We start from the raw sequence: 16,788 nt of genomic DNA on the forward strand, positions 1-16,788 counted from the left end.
GTTATTGAGTTAACTTATCGTTTATGAGCGAGATAGCAATAATTCCAATCGAGCGCCAACACGTTGTGCTTGATCGGCAATACCGCCTACCCATTCTAAAATTTTGTACAGGAACATCACATCGATAGGATTAAGATCTTGTTCGATTAGCATTAGCTGCTGACGAAGTTCAATCTGCATCGCATCGGTGTCGTCTTCAATCATGTCCAATTGATTAATCATCTCTGCAACCAGAGTGACTTCACGGCCTTTAAATCCAGTTTCCAACAATTCATCTAGCTCGTTGATCACTTTTTGCGCTTGGTCTGCTGCATCTAAACAACGTTTCAAGTAAGCAATAAAGTTCTCTTGTAGAGGAGCTGGGATAGTTAGCTGGCGGCCATAAACACGACCTGCGATATCTTTAGCAAGGTTTGCTAGTTTGTCTTGTTGCGTTAGTAGTTCAAGCATATCGCTACGATCTACTGGCATAAACAAACCGCGAGGAAGTTTTAGACGAATTTCGCGCTTTAAAACGTCGGCCTCTTTCTCAAGGTGAGAAATTTGTGCACGAATTTCAGATGCTTTTTCCCAATCGCCTTGTGAGATCACTTCAAAGAAGTTCACAAGGTGAGAACAACATTCGTTCACGCACACGACGTGGCGTTGCAAAGGCTTAATAGGGGACTTTGCAAATAACCCCATGATTGTATTTACTGGCATGGTCATTCAACCTAATTAATATAACCTATAAATAACATACACCGATTTGAGGTGAAATGTTGAACGATGGCTATAAAGGCGCGCATGTTAACCCATTAAATCTCTCTTTAAAACTGTTTTAGATCATCATTGGGGCGATATTTCTCTCTTGCCGAGTGAGAAATTAGGCAATATCCTGTTCGTATCTGCTTTTAAAGGTATAACTATGGAAACCGAGATAGAACTGAAGTTTTTCGTTTCTCCTGATTTTTCAGAAACTTTACGTAACAAAATATCAGAAACAAAGGTACTTCAGCACAGTTGTCGTGAATTGGGTAACACCTACTTTGACACATCTGATAACTGGTTAAGACAGCACGATATTGGCTTGAGAATTCGCCGTTTCGACGATGTATTCGTACAAACGGTGAAAACAGCAGGACGTGTTGTAGCAGGGCTGCACCAAAGACCAGAATACAATGCAGAACATAACAGCAACGACCCAGATTTAACTTTGCATCCGCAAGACATTTGGCCAAACGGTAAAGATGTCGCGACACTGCAATCTGAGTTGTTCCCTCTATTCTCAACCAACTTCACTCGTGAACAGTGGCTACTGGGTATGCCGGATGGCAGTCAAATAGAAGTGGCTTTCGACCAAGGTGAAGTGATTTCCGGCGACCTGCGTGATGATATTTGCGAAGTAGAGCTAGAGCTTAAGTCGGGTCAAACCGATGCTTTGTTCACCTTAGCTCGTATGCTCAGCGATAATGGCGGCATGCGCTTAGGCAACTTAAGCAAAGCGGCTCGTGGCTATCGCCTCGCGATGGGTTATACCGGTGATGAGGTGCGCGCTTTAGAGCTGGTGAATACCGATAAGCATGACAACGTCGAATCTTGCCTGATTAACTCGCTTGAGCACGCGTTGTCTCATTGGCATTACCATGAGCAAATCTACTCAGAGCGTGAATCGATTGAAGCTCTGCATGAAATTAAGAACTCGATTAGCTTTATTCGCCAAACCTTAACCATTTATGGCGGCATTGTGCCGCGCAAAGCGAGCGCGTTAATTCGCCAAGAGCTGAAATGGTTAGAACAAGATCTCGAGTGGATTAAGCAATACGATTACCTAGAAGACTTGCTTGAAGATAAGGGCCACGCACTGCGTAAACTTGATGCGCGTAAGTTCTTGGTTGCTGAGCTATCTGAGATGCAGCAGCAACTGCCTTCGCGCGAAGATACGCTCGCTCAGTTTAATTCAGCTCGCTACACCGCACTGCTGCTCGACTTGAGTCGTTGGATTTTAACTCGCGGCTGGCAGCCGTTTTTGGACGACAAATCACGCCAAAAGATGGCGCTAGGCATTGAGCATTTCTCAGTACGTCAGCTAGAGCGTACTTGGAACGAACTGATTGATGCTTTCCCGCCAGAGAAGATTTTATCTCGCCAAGAGTATATTGATCAGCAATACCGTTTGATGCGTAACCTTTACACTGGGGTTGGTTTTGCAAGCTTATACGATGCAGACGAGCGCAATAGCTTCCGTCTTCCTTGGGCCGATTTGTTACAAGGAATAGATGATTTACTCATTCTGAAAGTGCTTGAGCCTTTGGTTGAAAAATTAGAAGGTGAAGAGCGTGAGCAATTGGAGCGTTGGTTAACTCGTCAAGAGACCTCGATTCTGCATGCGATGGAACAAACTCGTATTATGAGTATTGAGGCTGAGCCATACTGGCAAGAGTAACTGTCATCAGAACAAAGAAAAAGGAGAGCTATTGCTCTCCTTTGTTGTTTTGGTCTGATAGTTTCTCTAGGTCTCTATTCATCTTACTTTCTAACGTCTCCAGTCGGCTTAGCAGCTTTTGTTGCTGTTCGAGCATTTCCGTCATCTGCTTCTCTTTTTCCGCTGCTAACAGACTTTGCCTCTTGGTCGGTGAGGTAATAATTGAAGTGATTAAGCCTGAGATCATACCGAACAAGCCCACACCGCAGATGATTAACGCAGACGCTAATATTTTACCGCCTTTGGTCACAGGGTAGTGATCACCATAGCCGACGGTAGATATCGTCACTAACGCCCACCACAACGCTTCACCCCCTGTCTTGATGTTGGCATCAGGAGAGTGCCCCTCAATAAACAGTATTGAGCTAGAGCCGAGCGTCATCAGAACCACTAGTAACAATAAAATAGAGGCAACAGTTGTCTCTTTGCGGTTGGTAAACAGTTGATGAACAAAGCCCCGAGTGGAGCGAATGACTAAAATTACACGCAGAATATGAAATATGCGCGCAAAGCGTAAAGGTTCGATCATGGGCACACTTGCAACGAAGTCTATCCAGTGTCTTTTCATAAATTGCATTCGATCTGCGGAGCGGATCAAATCAATCAATAGTTGTAGAAGGAAAATGCTACAGATGAGAAAGTCGAGGCCGATAAGAACCTGACGAGTTTCTGGACTGATTGGCAGGAACAATAAGCCCGAGATCACAAATAGCGCCATAAAAGACAGAATAAGTGACAATAAGCTCATCGGCTTGGTGTCGTCTTTGGTATCATTTCTTTTCATACGAGGCTCAAAATAAATCCATGTACTTGCTATCTAATTACATTTACTAGCACTAAAGTACCCAAAGAGTCCACTTAAGATAGAACTCTTATAACCCTGACTTTAGCGGAGAACGGACAATGACGACAATGGCTTTTAAGCCTTGGGAGCGAGTGGTAACGGACATTCGACTGGTTCCTAAGATGGCGTTGCTAATGGTGTTCAGTACCTTACTGATCGTCGGCAAGCAATTATGGGACGCGAATACGTTTTACGAATCACTACTACTTGCGACAGATAGTGCCGAGGTTGCTCAAACGCATTATGAAGCTTACCTAATGCAAGTAGTTTGGCAAACCATCGTATTGATCGGTATTTTTGTCGTCATTCTGTTGTTCGCTGCGCGCATTATGTTGCGTCAGACGGGCTATTTGAATCAAGCAATTAAGCAAATGGCAAGCGGTGACTTGTCTTCTCCGATTAACCTGCAATGTAAAGATGAGTACGGTGATGTAGCGCGTGAGCTTGAGAAAACACGTTCTCGTTTACAAGAGCTGATCAAGATGCAGGTAAGTTCGTCACAAGAGCTTGCTGGCCTAACTGAGATCATGACATTGAGTATGTCTGAGACCAAAGAATCTGCGCAGGAAGAGTTCAACGAAATTGACCAACTTGCGACCGCAATGAGTGAGATGACTTCTACGGTTCAAACGGTTGCTGATCATGCGCAAAACGCTTCGTCACTCACTGAGAACGCTTCAGGTCAGGCGGCAACAGGTCAACGCTTCGTTCAAGACACCGTGGGTAAGATTAGCGAGCTGTCGCAAGATATCGCAGCGTCTGCTCAAGCAGTAAACCAAGTTGAAGAAAGCGTCGACTCTATCGGCAGCGTTGTTGGTACTATCCAAGGCATTTCAGAGCAAACTAACTTACTTGCATTGAACGCCGCGATTGAAGCAGCACGTGCTGGTGAAGCGGGTCGTGGCTTTGCGGTTGTAGCGGATGAGGTTCGTAACCTTGCACAACGCACTCAACAAGCAACAGTAGAAATTCAAGAAATGATCACTCAACTTCAATCAAGCGCAAATTCAGCGGTTGAGCTAATGGAGAAGAGTGTGGTTGAAGCGGCCGAAGGCGTAGAGCTAGTGACCAACGCGGGTAGCGAGCTTGATGGTATCGTAACGCAAGTAAATCAAATTAATGATATGAACTTCCAAATTGCTACAGCAGCAGGCCAACAAAGCAGTGTTGCAGAAGAAATGAATCAGAACCTAACCAACGTACGTGAGCTGGTTGAAGCATCAGTAACCGTGGTTAGTGAGCTATTAGAGACCTCTGAAATCATGCAGCAAAACGCTGAAGAGCTAGATAAGAAGATCACATCGTTCAAGGTGTAACTTTAATTTTCGCTCATTTTCACTTCACATAGTGACTCAATAAACGCCTGCTACTAAATAGCAGGCGTTTTTTATTGGATAAAATCTGTTATAAAAGACAGTAAATCAGCACCCTATCTAAGCTGCGATACAATATACTGCTTATGCTCCGCAAGCATATTAAGGCTCTCATCAAGGAAGAACTATGACACTGCCTTCATCTCTAAACCCAATTTCCCAATCTGCACTTGCTCAGTTAGATGAGTTTGAACTCGACAAGCAATGGCCCCAAGAGATCTATTCTCAGCTCACCTATGTTGCGGGTTTGAGCAAGTTTGTGGTCGAGGCACTGGTGAAAGATGAAGGTTTACGCCAACAATTACCAGAGATGTTGGCAATGGAGAATCGAGCAGACCACTATCGTCAGCATCTCGCTGCGTTATTAGCAGAATGCCATGATGAGATGGCAGGGCAGCGGATTCTGCGCCAGTTTAGATATCGTGAAATGGTCAATATTGCTTGGCGCGATTTTAACGGTAGTTGGTCTTTAGAGCAGAGTTTGCAGCATTTGTCTGAGTTGGCTGAGGCAATGATTTTTGAAACCTATCAGTGGCAATACAAAGCGTGTTGTGAACTGTGGGGTACGCCATGCAATGCGCAGGGCGAAGCGCAGCCAATGCTGATTATTGGCATGGGCAAACTGGGTGGTGGCGAGCTGAACTTCTCCTCTGATATCGATCTTATTTTTACCTATCCTGAAAACGGTGAAACACAAGGCGCACGTCGTAGCCTTGCTAATGCTCAGTTCTTTACCCGTTTAGGTCAGCGGATTATCAAAGCGCTTGATCAGCAGACGTTCGATGGCTTCTGTTATCGCGTTGATATGCGTTTACGTCCGTTTGGTGACAGTGGTCCATTGGTGATGAGTTATGCAGCACTGGAAGACTATTACCAAGAGCAAGGGCGAGATTGGGAACGCTACGCGATGATCAAAGCGCGGGTGATGGGGCGAGAAATGTACCCAGAATATCAAGAGCTGCGCCAAATGCTGCGTCCATTTGTGTTCCGCCGCTATATCGATTTTAGTGCCATTCAGTCGCTGCGCCGCATGAAGTCGATGATCAGCAGTGAAGTTCGCCGTCGTGGTTTGAGTAACAACATTAAGCTTGGCGCGGGTGGCATTCGTGAAATTGAATTTATCGCGCAGGTTTTCCAACTGATTCGTGGTGGTCGAGAGCCAAGTCTGCGCCAACGTGGCTTACTTGTCACGCTAGATGCCATCCAAGATTTAGAACTGCTCGAACAACATGAAACCGAGCATCTGCGTGATGCTTATAAGTTTTTGCGCCGTTTGGAAAACCTATTGCAAGCGATGGCTGATAAGCAAACGCAAACATTGCCAGATAATGACCAAGAGCAACTTCAACTTGCGGTGGCGATGGGTTTTGAAAGCTGGGATAGCTTGCTTGAGCAAGTACGCCTACACATGGCTAACGTTCACCAAGTGTTTACCTTATTGATCGGTGATGATGAAGAAGAGCAAACCGAAGTCGCTAAGCACTTCCATGAACTGTGGGATATGGCGCATAAAGCCGATGTGATAGAACATGTGCTTGAGCACGATGTGGCGGTGGAAGAGCCTGCTACTATGGCGCAGACCATCATCCAATTTAAGAGTGATTTGGCCAAGAAGACATTGGGCCCGCGCGGCCGTGAAGTGCTAAATCGCCTAATGCCGAAAATTTTCCAAGCCATCTTTGCCCATAAAGATGCGAAGTTTGGTTTATCACGCGTGCTGCACTTGCTGCAAAAAATCGTTACACGTACCACTTATCTTGAATTATTGGATGAACATGAAGCGGCATTGGTGCAGTTAGTCCGTTTGTGTACCGCTAGCCCGATGATATCTGAACAGCTTGGCCGTTATCCTATTCTTTTAGATGAACTTATTGACCCGCAGCAACTCTATAATCCTGTACCGCTTGAATCGTATCGAACCGAATTACGTGATTATCTTGCGCGTATTCCAGAAGACGATATGGAACAACAAATGGAAGCGCTGCGTCAGTTTAAGCAGATCTGTATTTTACGCATTGCGGCCGCTGACATTGCAGAAGTGCTACCGGTGATGAAAGTAAGTGACCACTTAACTTATCTTTCTGAAGCGATTGTCGAGTCGGTGGTCAACCAAGCTTGGCTGCAAATGACAGAGAAATATGGTCAACCAACCCATGTTCATGATCGTGATGGTAAAGGCTTTGCGGTTGTCGGATATGGCAAAGTCGGGGGCTGGGAGCTTGGCTATAATTCTGATTTGGATATCGTGTTTATGCACGACTGCCCAGTGAATGTTTATACCGATGGCAAAAAAGAAATTGATGGCCGCCAGTTTTACTTACGTTTAGCGCAGCGCATCATTCATATTTTCTCGACTCGAACAGCATCAGGCATTCTGTACGAAGTGGACACTCGCTTACGTCCATCTGGCGCTTCTGGCTTGTTGGTTAGCCCAACCGATGCGTTTGACGAATATCAGCGTGAAGATGCGTGGACGTGGGAGCATCAAGCTCTGGTACGAGCGCGTATGATTTATGGTGATCAAGCGCTGCAAACGGCGTTTGGCGAGATTCGCCACAATATACTGACGTTACCTAGAGAAACAGACAAACTGAAAAAAGACGTCACTGAGATGCGAGTGAAAATGCGTGATCATCTTGGTGGCAAAAAAGCAGGGCGCTTTATGCTGAAACAAGACCCCGGTGGTATCACTGACATCGAGTTCTTGGCGCAGTACCTAGTGCTTAACTATAGCCATGACAAACCAAAGCTGACTCGCTGGTCTGATAATGTGCGAATTTTCGAATCCATGATGGCTCAAGGAATCATGGATGAAGTAGAAGCGATGGCGATTACTCACGCTTATACTCAAATGCGCGATCAGATTCATCACCGAAATTTGCTGAATTTGGATGCCGATTTAGCTGATGACAAATTTACTCAAGAACGTGAGTTGGTGACTAAGGTTTGGCAGCACTGGCTAGAATAGGGTTTAGGCTATGAAAACCCTATGTTAAACTTCGCTTGAATTACATAATGGAGATCCATAATGAAACCAATCCTACCTGACTACAGTCAATCAGGCGTACTAATTATCGGTGACGTAATGTTAGACCGTTACTGGCATGGTCCTACTGGACGCATCTCGCCAGAAGCGCCTGTGCCTGTAGTGAAAGTAGAAAACAACGAAGAGCGCCCTGGTGGTGCAGCTAACGTAGCAATGAACATTGCCTCGCTAGGTGGTCACGCGCATATCGTCGGGTTAACAGGGATCGATGAACCAGCTAAAGTGCTGAACGAGACATTATCTTCACTGAACGTGAAATGTGATTTCGTTGCACTACCAGAATACCCAACCATCACTAAGCTACGTGTACTTAGTCGTGGTCAACAACTTATCCGCTTGGACTTTGAAGATAAGTTTGAAAACACCGATCCAGAGCTGATTCTAGATCGTATGGAGCAAGCTCTACCAAAAGTGAAATCAGTGGTTCTGTCTGATTACGCGAAAGGAGCTCTTGAGCACGTACAGCAATTTATTCAAAAAGCGCGCGCTGCAAATGTACCTGTCTTCATCGACCCTAAAGGTGCAGACTTTGAACGCTACCGTGGTGCAACGCTTCTAACGCCAAACATGGCTGAATTTGAACACGTTGTAGGTAAAGTGAAGTCAGAGCAAGAGCTAGTAGAAAAAGGCCTAGCACTGATTGGAGAATACGATTTTGAAGCGCTGCTTGTGACTCGTAGTGAGCATGGTATGACACTTCTTCGTCGTGGTCAGGAACCATTCCACTTACCAACTCAAGCGAAAGAAGTGTATGACGTAACAGGTGCAGGCGACACGGTTATCTCTGTGCTTGCAGCTTCTGTTGCAGCAGGTAAGCCATTAGACCAAGCGTGTGCATTAGCGAATGCTGCAGCTGGTGTGGTTGTCGGCAAATTGGGCACATCTACTCTTTCGACCATCGAGTTAGCAGAAGCAATTCACGGCAGCCAAGATACTGATTTCGGTGTTATTACTGAGTCTGCATTGATTGAAGCGGTGAAACAAGCGCAAGCGAAAGGCGAGAAAGTGGTGATGACCAACGGTTGTTTCGACATCCTGCACGCAGGCCATGTTTCATACCTAAACCACGCAGCAGAGCTGGGTGATCGCCTAATTGTTGCGGTAAACACTGATGAGTCTGTTAAGCGTCTTAAAGGCCCTGGTCGTCCGGTTAACCCAACAGATCGTCGTATGGCTGTTTTGGCGGGTCTAGGTGCCGTTGATTGGGTTGTACCATTTGGTGAAGATACGCCTCAGCGTTTAATCTCTGAAGTTCTGCCTGACTTGCTAGTTAAAGGTGGTGACTACAAACCAGAAGAGATTGCTGGTGGTAAAGAAGTGATTGCTAACGGCGGCCAAGTAAAAGTGCTGAACTTTGAAGATGGTTGTTCAACCACAGAAATCATTGACGCTATCAAAGGCGGTAAGGGTTAATTCCTTTTACTAAGCCAATTATGTGCTAGCCAATAGATGCTAAAACGCCCACTTAGATAAGTGGGCGTTTTTATTAGGCGTAATTTAAAGCGGTGAGCCGTTTAGTACACATCTCGCACATAACGTTTTTGCTTCTTAAGAGTCGCGACATACTCTTTCGCTTCTTCTTCGCTGACTTTACCGTGCTCTGCGATAACATCGTGCAGCGCTTTATCAACATCTTTAGCCATGTGGTAAGCATCACCACAAACAAAGAAGTAACCGCCACGCTCAAGCCATGCAAATAACTCAGCGCCACTTTGACGCATCTTATCTTGTACGTAAACCTTCTCCGCTTGGTCACGAGAGAAAGCAAGATCTAAGCGAGTTAACACCTCTTTCTTTTGCAGCGCTTCTATCTCTTCTTGATAGATGTAGTCGGTTGCACCATTTCGGTCACCAAAGATAAGCCAGTTATCACCGGGTGAAGCTTGCACTTCACGTTCTTCTAAGAACGCGCGGAATGGGGCGATACCCGTCCCCGGGCCGACCATGATCATTGGTGCTTTGTCGTCCTCTGGCACTGCAAAGTTTTTGTTTGGAGCAAAGTAGCAAGGGACTTTTTCACCTTCATCAACGATGTCAGCCAACCAAGTTGAACAGGTACCGTTATAGTCACGCTCACCATTCTTATAACGTACGCTGCCAATGGTTAGGTGTACTTCATCGTTATGTTTATTCAAACTTGATGAAATGGAGTAAGCACGTGGCGCAATAGGTTTAAGCAGTGTTAACACTTCAGCCAACGATAGCGTCACATTTGGGTAGGCTCGTAGAATATCTAAGGTGTCTTTACCCCATAAGAAGTCGTTGAGAGCCGTGCTATCTTCATTGGCGATCATTTCTATCAGTTTATGATCGCTGGATGCTTCTGCCATCGCTTTGATGAACTCTTTTGATGGCGTGCGAATGTCGAGGTAGCGCGTAAAAATCTCACGTAAGCTGTGATTCTCGCCGTTCCATGATGGTTTTTCATCGCCAGAGAAACGTAAATGCGCTAAGAAGTCATCCACTAGCTGAGGCTGGTTTTGTGGAATCACATTGAGCGCGTCGCCCGGCTTGTAAAATTCGCCAGAGCCTTCCAACGAAAATTCGTAATGAACGATCTCTTTCGACGATCCTTCTTTATTAAGAACACGTTTGTGCTTCAACGTCGCTTGCAGCGGGTTCTTTCGACCGAACTTAGATTTCTGCTTTGGGGTAGAGGCGGTTCCTTGTGCTGAACTGCCTTCGCCATCTTCACCTTTGTCAGCAATGCTAGGTAGAGTGGCAATCATCCACTCTTCTGATGGTTGTTCAAAGTCGATATCACAATCAACACGAGTCGTGACACGAATCGCCCCTAGTTCTTCTAGACGTTCGTCCCAAAGCTTACCAGCCAAACAGAATTCGTCGTAGCTAGTATCACCCAGAGCAAGTATTGAGAAGAAGGTGCCGTCTAGTTTTGGTGCATTGTCGCTGCTCATAGTTTGCCAGAGGGTTTCGGCATTGTCTGGCATTTCACCCTCACCGTAAGTACTGGTTACAATCAGTAGGCGAGATGATTTAACAAAGATTTGCGCATCGACATCATCCATGTCGTAAACACTTGCCGTCATGCCATATTCTTTGGCTTTTTCGGCGGTGTCGTAAGCAACGCTTTCCGCATTACCTGTTTGTGATCCATAAAGAATCGTCAGTGCTTTCACCTGAGGTTTAGATTCAGCGTGGACGACCGACTCTTCTTTTACCAATAGACGCGAGTGCAGGCCAGAAAAGAAGCCCGCTAACCAAGTCTTTTGGTCTTCGTTAAATGGTATATCTTGTGGCAAATGAGGTACTTTCATTGTTCTTCCTATCTTAAGATACGCGCCTTCCCTAGGCTGCTGGGGCTTCTTGTTCAGTTTGTTTTGCGAGTGCTTTTTCTTGCTCAATATCCGCTCTAATCACATCGGCAAAGGCGTGGCAGTACAGGGTTGCCATACGCTGATTAATCCGCTCGATGGATAGCAGTTGTTGGCTAATATCAGCTTCTCGCGCAAGGATCCAAACAGTGGTTCCTCGGGAATGGGTATCCCAAACATCGCGTCGTGCCAGTGATGATTTGTAGTCTTGCACTCGCTTATCAGCAAGCAATACAGCAAGTTCTTCATCTTTGTAGTTTGAAACGGCTTCTTTCAAATCTTTACTAATCGCATCAAGCAGTTTTTTATCACGGTGCTCAAACAAGCGCTTAACCAGAACGGTTTGTTCTTGTTCGTCGCTGGTTTGTGTCTTGACCAATTGCTGCGCTCGGTGCAATACACCACTGTGAGTCAGTAAGTCACAAATCAGAGAGGTATCCATATCTCCGTATTGTGGGCTTAAGCCATGAGCAAGGTCGATACCGTCACGGTAAGCAAAGTGAATCTGCTCAATCAAGCGACCCGCTTCACCGCTAATAAGTTCTTCGAGCATTTTCTTGCGCGGGTTAGATTCGAGAATGCTTTCTGGGTGTTGGCTTTGCACTAAAGCAAGCGGCATCACCAAGGTAAACATGGTGCGGCTGGTTGGCCAATCAGCCAGAATCTGCTGTACTTTTGCCGATTGGGTAAAGCGTAGGTGCTGTTCTAGGTGCCACTTTAGTGCTTCTTCATAACCCGGGTCATGATCGATCAGTGGTAACACCATCACAGAGTCTTTACTGCAACTGTCAGCGAATTTTCCATCGACGTTGTATTGGTAAGCCACACCGCCAGACATACCATTACCAAAACCCTTACCGTAACCACCTAAGTTGATCACTGAGCCGTTGGTCATGTATTCACAGCAGAAATCACCAACGCCTTCGACAACCGCGACTGCCCCTGAGTTACGTACTGCGAAACGGTCTCCGGCTTCACCTTCAATGAAGGCTTGGCCACCCGTCGCGCCAAATAGAGCGAAGTTACCAATTAGTACGTTGTTGCCAGCACTTAACGGCTTGTCACTTGGCGAGCGAACCACAATATGGCCACCACTAGAACCTTTACCGACACCATCGTTACAAGTGCCAGTGTGCTCCATGATTAGGCCGCTGTTGTTAAATGCAGCGTAACTTTGGCCTGCGCTACCACGGCTTTGTACCAAAATAGATTCTGCATCTAAGAATCGACGCCCATTGCTACTGGTTAGAACCGCTGGGTGGTGTTGACCAACGTATTGGTAGTTAAGACTGCGCTCAATGTCTATCGATAGCTGGCCACCGGTAGATTTATTGCAGTTATTTAGCTTACCGCCATCGAGTACGATTTGGCGTTGCTCAGATTCGAAGTAGTTACCTAGTAGCTGTTCGATAAGCTTGTCATCGGGTGTGAAATCCGCTTCAAGGTAAACAGGTTTAGCTATCTTGACGATGTCTACGTCACGCAGTAATCCAGTGACATCTAAGCGACCAACAATACTGTGGTGGTTCGCTAAATGCAGTAGCTCTGTGCGGCCACGAATTTCTTGTAATGAGCGGTAACCGAGTTTGGCGAGAATCTCACGTACTTCATGAGCAACGTTTAAGAAGTACTGCGCGAGGGCGCGAGGGTCGCCTTGGTAAAGCTCTGGGTTGGTGGTTAAGCCAGCAGGACATTTGACGTTACAGTTCTTCGCCATGACACATTTCAGCATCATCAATGCAGTGGTACCAAACTCAAAGGAGTCACCACCCATAATGGCGGATTTGATGACATCCATACCGGTTTGGTGTGCGTTTGAACAGCGCAGTGTCACTTTGTCACGTAAGCCGTTTTCACTCAGTGACTGGTGAACTTCGGCGATACCGATTTCTGCTGCGCGGCCGGTGTTTTTCAAACTGGTTACTGCAGCTGCACCCGTACCACCGGTGTTACCGGCTACGTTGATGACATCAGCACCTGCTTTTGCCACACCAACAGCAATTGTGCCGATACCTTCAGACGACACCAGTTTGACGATAACGCGAACGCGGGCTGCTTTGGCATCGTGAATTAGCTGACCTAAATCTTCGATAGAGTAAGTATCGTGGTGTGGAGGAGGGCTGACTAGTTCAACGCCCGGTGTACCACCACGAGCAGCGGCAATTTCCACCGTTACTTTTGGTGATGGTAGCTGACCGCCTTCACCGGGTTTTGCCCCTTGAGCGATTTTGATTTCAATCTCTTCAAGCTGAGGGTCGGCTAAGTAACCCACCCACACGCCAAATCGGCCAGAGGCAAACTGTTTGATTTTGCTCGACTTGATGGAGTTGAAACGAGATGAGTGTTCACCACCTTCACCGGAGTTACTCATCGCACCTGCAATGTTAGTACCTTGCGCAACGGCTTGGTGAGCATTGGAGTTGAGTGCGCCGTGACTCATTGCGCCGGACGCGAAAGTCGGCGTAATCAAATGTGCTGCATCGACTTGATCTAGCTCGATTGGTTTGCGTGCCGCGCGGATTCGGTTTAAGAAACCTGCTAGCTCTGGCTTTGCTTTTAGCTCTATTGCATCGCCATTGCGTGTCACTGACGATACTTTTTCACTCCAAGCTTGCTCGATAGCGGCTTGCAATGCATCGGTGGCGTTTGAGTTAGTCAGTGTCAGGACAAAGTGATCGCCTTGTGCGTCGACATCTAAGCCAGACCATAAGTAGTCGATGTTGCCATCAAAATGGAAACGATCGAGTAAGTGAGCAAATTGGTCGACAGAAGTGACCGCAGTAAAATCGAGCGGTAGCAGTAAAATGTCGCGCAGAGTCGCAGGGCGAGATTCACGTTCAGTATAAAGATTGTCAGCGAATGAACGGTATGAAGGCGTCACTTGAAACGCATCAATCTGCTCTGGGGTAAGTTTGTCGTAACCACGATCTTTATAGCCTAAGTCATCGTTGGTCACTACCGCTGACTCAAGCGCTTTTTCTGCTTGGTCGTCGTTGGCATACTGAACTGACTCTTGAGTCATGTTGATGTATTCACGAACTGCCGTGTTACCAAAACTGTGTCCAGCACCATCTTGACGCTCTTTAAACAGACCAAGTAGTGGGATTTGGTTTTCTTCGTTGATGGCCAAGGCTTTGAAGTGCCATTTTGCTGCACTCCATGCTAAGTCATCTAAGCGCGCACCTCCAACCGGTGAGCTGATGTTCGGGAAATAACGCTTCAAACACTCAGAATCAGTATCTAAGAAGTTGGATTCAAAGAACTCACCACCGATGTAACTTTCCGCAGTACAAAGACCGAACTTACCCATGGTCTTCATTAGCGATTTTTCACACGCTTTCTGGAAGTTGTTTAAACCTGTTTCAATGCTTTGATTGTTAGATAGGGTTTTCGCTCGATGGAAAACCGAGATAGGACAAATCGCAGAAGCACCAAAGCCAAGTAAACAAGCGATGTCGTGGCTACTCACCGCCTGACCCGTTTGATAAACAATACTGGTATCAAAACGTAGGCCTTTTTTAATTAGGCGTTGGTTGACGGCTGTGACTACAAGTACCGCAGGCAGTGCTGCTTTATCATTGGCGATGTTTTTGTCGCTTAACACGATAATGCCGCAGCGATCCTTCGTTGCTTGTTCTACTTGATCGCAGAGCTGCTGAATTGCTTGCTCGACACGCTGAGTATTGTCTTCTCTGCTATTGAGTGTCGGTGTGAAAACCGCATCTAAAGTCGCAATCTTGATGCGATCTTGCTGGAAGATCTGCTCAAGCTGCTGTGGCTGAAGAATCGGAGAACGCAACACGAGTTGCACGGTATCTTGTGGGCTGAAGTTGGGTTTTGCGCCTAATGCGACACGTAAGGTCATGCCGTCAGACTCACGAAGTGAATCCAATGGTGGGTTGGTCACCTGAGCAAAACGTTGGCTGAAGTACTTCGATATTCCGCCTTCTTCATCGGTCAATACGTTAGGTGCAAGACCAAAACCCATCGCCGTGATTTTTTCTGCGCCATTTTCGAGCATCGGGTCGAGGAAGAATTTGAAACTCTCTTGGTTGAGCGAGTAAGCCACATGACGGCTGTACGAGCTAAACTCGGTATTTTCTGTGACGTCTTCTATCGATGAGGCTTCAAGATCATTAAGGGTAATACGTGCTGACTCAAGTAACGCGCTGTAGTTACGTTCTTTAGCAAGGTTCTCTAGAATCTCATTCGTTTCGTAAGATTGACCCGTAGCATGATCGAAATAGATCATGCCGCCTGCTTGAATACGGCCAAAGCGAGTAATTTGATCCGCCGGGAAATCAATTTGCCCTGCTTCACTCATTACCGCGAGGTAACGATCCGTTTCGACGCTACGCAGTGGACGTAAACCAAGACGGTCTAGACGCGCACCTACTTTTTGTCCGTCAGAGAAAATCAGAGCCGCTGGGCCATCGTTTTTCTCTTCCGATAAACTGAAATACTCCAGCATATCGCGGACTTCTTGAGAAAGGTTGTGATCGTTTTCCCACGCTGGTGGCATCATCGCCAATACCGCGGTGACGATATCGAGATTATCTTCGACTACACGACGGGCTAGCGTTTGGTCTAGACGAGCAGAATCGGATTGCCCCTTGGGGAAAATGACCTTTTTATGTTGCTGACGCGCGATCGCATCTTCGCTTAAACGGTTCTTCTTATCGGTATTTAACTCACCATTGTGCGCCATTCTACGAAATGGCTGAGCCATCATAGTTGCAGGCGCTGTGTTAGTAGAGAAACGGGTATGGAAGAACAGTGTCGTAATTTGGTGTTCTGGGTTCGTTAAGTCAGCAAAGTAGGGCACCACCTCCCAAGAATTTAGGCGGCCTTTATACACTTGGGTGTTTGAACTCATTGAAAGCGGATAAAAGCCTTCTAGTGCGTCATCGGTAAATCCAGTCGATTCCAGCGTGCCAAGCGCCAAGTTTATCTGCTGTTCAAATTCAGCGATGTTTCGTGAAGAGTCATCATTGATGAATACCACTTGGTGAATGGTTTGCTGAACTTGTTGTGAGGCAGTGTTCACTGCTTCTGGATTGATTGGCACTTCACGCCAAAGTTGAATAGTGAGCTTATATTGGCTCAGGGTATCTTCTATCAGAGCTTTTGCTGCATCAAACTTGGATGGGTCAAAAGGGAAGAAAAAGTTGGCAACACCAAAATCACCTTTATTAAGGTGAGGTTGACCAAGTAAAAAGCGATAGAAGTTAACCGACAAATCGATGTTAACACCTGCACCATCACCAATACCTTCGGCGTTCATACCGCCACGGTGGGGGATCGTACATAGAGCTTGGTGAGCAAGAGAGAGCATTTCATGGGTTTGTTCACCACTTTTATCGGTGATGAATCCCACCCCACAGCTCGAGTGCTCATGCTCGCGATCATACAGCGAGCGATATTCCTGATTCATTCGATCATTTCCTTGATTGCTAGCAGTGCAACACTGCGGGTTCCTTTGGCATGTATCACTACGGTGCCGAAGCCTTCAGCTACATTTCACATGAGAACGATTCCGATTCGCTCTTACGATTAGGCTCAATAATTATCACGAGCGGTGCTTTATAGCAAGCATTCTGTGATTAAGATCGCCTATTTTTCAGATCCTGCTAGCGAAAAGTTAATGAATAGTTGTTCATTTTTTCTGCTTATATTGTCAGAATGCTTCGGCCTGTTATCGAATGAATTTTAGTGGTGAGTATGAA

General features: G+C 46.3%; 8 protein-coding genes. 4 read left to right on the forward strand and 4 right to left on the reverse strand.

Annotated features, from left to right (window positions below; translation table 11 throughout):
• Positions 1–21 precede the first annotated feature (21 nt).
• The gene (locus OH461_RS15095; protein ID WP_270021398.1) at positions 22–702 is read right to left on the reverse strand and encodes a TIGR00153 family protein; all 681 of its coding nucleotides are present in this window, start codon (positions 700–702) and stop codon (positions 22–24) included.
• Between the two features lie 205 nt (positions 703–907).
• Between OH461_RS15095 and OH461_RS15100 the strand changes: the two genes are divergently transcribed.
• Entirely contained in the window at positions 908–2,425 is a 1,518-nt protein-coding gene (locus tag OH461_RS15100) for a CYTH and CHAD domain-containing protein (protein WP_270021399.1), read from the forward strand.
• Between the two features lie 28 nt (positions 2,426–2,453).
• Here the strand turns inward: OH461_RS15100 and OH461_RS15105 are convergent, their stop codons facing one another.
• Positions 2,454–3,248 (reverse strand): potassium channel family protein, encoded by a 795-nt coding sequence (locus OH461_RS15105; protein WP_270021400.1) that lies wholly within the window; start codon positions 3,246–3,248, stop codon positions 2,454–2,456.
• Between the two features lie 119 nt (positions 3,249–3,367).
• Here OH461_RS15105 and OH461_RS15110 point away from each other — a divergent pair, with 119 nt between their 5' ends.
• From OH461_RS15110 to hldE, 3 genes are all read left to right on the forward strand, one after another.
• Positions 3,368–4,624, forward strand: coding sequence for a methyl-accepting chemotaxis protein (locus tag OH461_RS15110; protein WP_270021401.1), 1,257 nt, complete (start codon positions 3,368–3,370; stop codon positions 4,622–4,624).
• 184 nt (positions 4,625–4,808) lie between these two features.
• Positions 4,809–7,649, forward strand: a complete 2,841-nt coding sequence (gene glnE / locus OH461_RS15115; protein WP_270021402.1) for a bifunctional [glutamate--ammonia ligase]-adenylyl-L-tyrosine phosphorylase/[glutamate--ammonia-ligase] adenylyltransferase — start codon at positions 4,809–4,811, stop codon at positions 7,647–7,649.
• Between the two features lie 60 nt (positions 7,650–7,709).
• Complete coding sequence (gene hldE, locus OH461_RS15120) at positions 7,710–9,140, forward strand: bifunctional D-glycero-beta-D-manno-heptose-7-phosphate kinase/D-glycero-beta-D-manno-heptose 1-phosphate adenylyltransferase HldE (RefSeq protein ID WP_270021403.1); 1,431 nt, start codon at positions 7,710–7,712, stop codon at positions 9,138–9,140.
• A gap of 101 nt (positions 9,141–9,241) precedes the next feature.
• On the opposite strand, the gene OH461_RS15125 is transcribed toward hldE, so the two are convergent.
• Positions 9,242–11,005: a diflavin oxidoreductase gene (locus tag OH461_RS15125; RefSeq protein ID WP_270021404.1), complete on the reverse strand. Its 1,764-nt coding sequence runs from the start codon at positions 11,003–11,005 to the stop codon at positions 9,242–9,244.
• Positions 11,006–11,036: 31 nt separating this feature from the next.
• Entirely contained in the window at positions 11,037–16,496 is a 5,460-nt protein-coding gene (locus OH461_RS15130) for a glutamate synthase-related protein (protein WP_270021405.1), read from the reverse strand.
• Positions 16,497–16,788 lie beyond the last annotated feature (292 nt).

This window comes from Vibrio sp. LaRot3 (genome assembly GCF_027587025.1).
Classification (GTDB): domain Bacteria; phylum Pseudomonadota; class Gammaproteobacteria; order Enterobacterales; family Vibrionaceae; genus Vibrio.